3 protein-coding genes are annotated in these 4139 nt (G+C 38.2%); all 3 read left to right on the top strand.

Features of this window, described 5'->3' with window-relative positions:
• Positions 1–181: 181 nt before the first annotated feature.
• The 3 genes from B2X72_RS21355 to B2X72_RS21365 are packed head-to-tail and all read left to right on the top strand — an operon-like array spanning position 182 to position 3646.
• The gene (locus tag B2X72_RS21355) at positions 182–640 is read left to right on the top strand and encodes an MgtC/SapB family protein (RefSeq protein ID WP_198386059.1); all 459 of its coding nucleotides are present in this window, start codon (positions 182–184) and stop codon (positions 638–640) included.
• Positions 627–1604 carry a hypothetical protein gene (locus B2X72_RS21360; RefSeq protein ID WP_286851429.1) on the top strand — a complete coding sequence of 326 codons (978 nt, stop codon included), beginning with the start codon at positions 627–629 and terminating at the stop codon, positions 1602–1604. The genes B2X72_RS21355 and B2X72_RS21360 overlap by 14 nt, the downstream gene beginning before the upstream one ends.
• A 5-nt stretch (positions 1605–1609) precedes the next feature.
• A complete protein-coding gene (locus B2X72_RS21365; RefSeq protein ID WP_088160817.1) occupies positions 1610–3646 on the top strand; it encodes a heavy metal translocating P-type ATPase in 2037 nt (678 codons plus the stop codon).
• The last annotated feature ends 493 nt before the right edge of the window (positions 3647–4139 follow it).

Below are 4139 nucleotides of genomic sequence, written 5' to 3' on the forward strand. Positions count from 1 at the left end.
TTCACTAATTCGCGGTCGATAAGAGATAAAATCTGACTAAAAACCTTTAACTTTATCCTGGCGGTGGGTTATAATTTTGCAATTTAAATATAGCAACTTTGCTATATCCAAACACCGCCACTTTTTAAACGTTTAGGACGCAAGTGATCTGTAAATAATAAAATCTAAAGACTCTATGGATATGAATTTTGAACTTTTGCTTTCTGCTAAATTGGTACTCGCTCTCGTTTTAGGAAGCATCGTCGGTATAGAACGGGAAAAAGAACAGCAGAATATGGGTATAAGGACATTTGCCTGTATCTGTGTTGCCTCTTGTCTCTTTGTATCTGTTGCAGCCCACTTGACTGAAGACAGGTCTGCAACGGCAAGAATGCTGGCGGCGATTGCAACTGGCCTAGGATTTATAGGAGCCGGTATAGGATTTCGTACTGAGAAAAGTATGCCAATAGGACTGACCACAGCAGCCGGCCTCTGGACAATTGCTGCGGTTGGAATAGCTATCGCACTCAACATGTTTGTTCTTGCAATTTCTGCAACAGTTATTACCCTATTGATTTTCGTAATAAATCAATTTGAGTGGTACAAGCGATTTCTGAGAAAATTATCCGACAATAAAAATAGCGGCCATGAAACAGAATAATAATCAGTTCGATCTGCATTTTCAAAAACTCGCAGATTTGTTTGAAGGGGCGAAGAAAGAGAACAATCCCGGGCGGTATCTTTTTGAGAATGGATTAAGAACACCTTTGTTCCAATTGGAGGCATTGGCCAGGATATATAGTGTTACTGGTCCAAGAACAAAACAGTTTAGAAGAATGCGGGACAAATTTAAACAATTGGAGGACATGCTTGGGAGCATAGACTATTTTACCACTTTTGCTAAATTGTATACCAAAGACAAATGCATTCCAGAAGATGTGGGGATTTATTTTGATGCACAATTAGAAAAAGTCGTGAGGAAACTTAATAAATTACTCAAACGTAAAAACTGGTTGAATGGTAAACAATTAAAAAAAATCATCAGTGACATTGACAAAACCCAATGGAAGGCAAAAGACGAGCAGCACAGACGTCTTGTTAAATTCTATCGTTCAGAAATAGAAAAGATAATGGATTTTTCCCAGAATGGAAAATATGTTTTCAGAAACGTGGAGTCAGATATTCATGAGTTTCGTCGGAAATTACGCTGGTTAAGTATTTATGCACAATCATTACAGGGATGTGTCGAACTAGTAGATATTGAACATGAAAAGTCGGAGTTGAGAAACTACCTTACTGATACTATACTTGAGTCACCCTTTAATCGACTCCCACCTGTTGAAGAAAAGCAGACCCATCCTCTGGCGCTATCCAAGTTTGGTTTTTACGCAGTTAGCTGGATGATCGAACAGTTGGGAATACTGAAGGATCATGGACTCAGCTTACTTGCCCTGGCGGACGCTTTGAAAGAAACAGAGAAAATCAAAAAACAAAGTGATGCAATAATTAGGGCTGAGAAATATTTGGAGAAATCAATTCCTTCAATAGATGTTGTACTAAGTGAAGCAAATAAGGTCTCGAAACAATTCTTTATGGATAAAATATTAAAAAACCTTTTAAAATAAATATTATGGATCACAAACATCAATATGACGCGCAAGGCAAGCAGATCTGTTGTACGCAGACGGAAAAGGTCTATTCTAAAGCCGGAGCAAGAGAATTGGTAAAAGAGGAACATTACAAAAATGACGGACACGATCATGGCCATAGTGATGATGACGGTCATGACCACAGTAATGCCACCGGAAGTCCATTTAAAATGTTTCTACCATCTATTCTTTCTCTTTTACTTTTACTTATTGCAATATCATTGGATAACTGGCTGCCTCAGGAATGGTTTAAAGGAACAGTCAGATTTGTTTGGTATCTGGTAGCTTATGGAATCGTAGGCCTTCCGGTAATTCAAGATGCTTTTAAGAGTATAGCCAAGGGAGAGGTCTTCTCAGAATTCTTTTTGATGAGCATTGCAACCATAGGCGCGTTTTTTATCGGGGAATATCCCGAAGGGGTGGCCGTTATGCTTTTTTATGCTGTAGGCGAAGTATTTCAGACGTTGGCGGTTTCAAGAGCACAGCGTAACATAAAAGCCCTGCTGGACCAGCGGCCGGACGAAGTGAGAATTGTTGAGGAGAATCAGACCAGAGTTATTAAAGCCGAGGAGGCACAGATAGGTATGGTTATCCAATTAAAACCTGGGGAGAAACTGGGCCTTGATGGAGAACTGCTCACGGATAGTGCTTCTTTTAATACTGCCGCACTGACAGGTGAAAGTAAACCGGATACCAAAAACAAGGGGGAATCGGTGCTTGCCGGCATGATCAACCTAAATACCGTTGCTCAGGTTAAGGTGACTACCGCTTATACGGACAGCAAGCTAAGTAAGATTTTGGAATTGGTCCAAAATGCAACATCCCAGAAAGCACCTACAGAACTTTTTATAAGGAAGTTTGCCAAAGTCTACACCCCAATCGTTGTTTTTCTTGCAATCGGAATATGTTTGCTACCTTATTTCTTTTTAGAGAACTACGTATTCAATGACTGGCTTTACAGAGCTTTAGTCTTCTTGGTAATTTCATGTCCTTGTGCATTGGTAATTTCTATTCCATTGGGATATTTTGGAGGTATTGGAGCTGCCAGTCGTAATGGTATTTTATTCAAAGGCAGTAATTTCCTTGATACTATGGCTGCCATAAAGAATGTAGTAATGGATAAAACTGGTACAATGACCGAAGGTGTTTTTAAAGTGCAAGAAGTAGTTTTTAATTCCGATTTCGATAAAGCTGAAATTCTAAAACTCGTAAATGCCATCGAAAGTCTTAGCACGCATCCTGTAGCAACGGCCATACACGAATATGTAGGAGATGTTGATAGTTCCATAAAATTGGAAAACACTGAAGAGATTCCCGGTCATGGTTTGAAAGCGCAGATTGACGGAAAAGAATTACTGGTCGGCAATTTTAAACTGATGGACAGATTCAATATTAAATATGATCTAGATCCATTATCAATTGTCTACACAACTATTGCGGTGGCTAAAGACAGTAAATTTGTGGGCTACATTACCATTGCCGATAGCATAAAGGAAGATTCCCAAAAGACTATTGATATGCTTCATAAGCTCAATGTAAAAGCGACGATGTTGAGCGGAGATAAGACAACTGTTGTTAGATTTGTTGCAGATAAGCTGGGGATCGACAAGGCTTTTGGAGATCTCTTGCCTGAAGACAAAGTAAACAAAGTAAAAGAGATGAAGGCAAAAAATGAAACTGTTGCCTTCGTAGGAGACGGGGTAAATGACGCTCCGGTAGTTGCTTTAAGTGATGTGGGAATTGCTATGGGAGGACTTGGAAGCGATGCGACAATTGAGACAGCAGATGTTGTTATTCAGGATGACAAGCCTTCTAAAATCCCGATAGCCATTAATATTGGCAAGAAAACAAAAAAAATTGTTTGGCAGAATATCATACTAGCGTTTGTGGTGAAAGGCATAGTTCTTATTCTTGGGGCTGGAGGTCTTGCTACTATGTGGGAAGCCGTATTTGCTGACGTAGGGGTTTCGCTAATTGCGATATTGAATGCTATAAGGATCCAGCGGATGAAATTTTAAATAAAATTTGAATGTTATTGGAAACAGTATTCTATAAAACATCATGTTTAGTAGGGTCTTAGCTTTTTTATACAATAAAATGATCATCTAGGATGTTTTGTAATAAAGCAAGACATCCTTATTGTTAGCCTTTGAAAGGAATATCCAATTAGACTGTATTTATCAAATTTACGAAGGAATCAAAAATATGTTGGTATTGTTTAGTCTAAGTATCGGTCATGGCTGTCCGACATTCCTGTTTTCCATCTGTAAATCTTGCAGCATCATGTTGGGGTATCTTTATAATTAATGTGTTAGTGAAGTTTTTCTCATAAGTCTAAACGGTCATTAACTTTTGTAGCTTTTTTTGTTCTAACCTGTGTTGAAAGAAAAATAGGTTTTGAGAAATGTTGTATTAGGAAGTTTAGGATTATAAAATTATTGTTGATGCAAATGAGTATCAATTTATGTTTTTATCAAATTTTAATATAGGATTTCACATCTGTCCTAAATA

Source organism: Sphingobacterium sp. UBA7253 (assembly GCF_002472745.1).
GTDB lineage: Bacteria > Bacteroidota > Bacteroidia > Sphingobacteriales > Sphingobacteriaceae > Sphingobacterium > Sphingobacterium siyangense.

Excerpts from the sequence above, each read along its gene's own strand:
- B2X72_RS21365 (WP_088160817.1), top strand. The coding sequence starts at position 1,610 with ATGGATCACAAACATCAATATGACGCGCAAGGCAAGCAGATCTGTTGT.
- B2X72_RS21355 (WP_198386059.1), top strand. The coding sequence starts at position 182 with ATGAATTTTGAACTTTTGCTTTCTGCTAAATTGGTACTCGCTCTCGTT.
- B2X72_RS21360 (WP_286851429.1), top strand. The coding sequence starts at position 627 with ATGAAACAGAATAATAATCAGTTCGATCTGCATTTTCAAAAACTCGCA.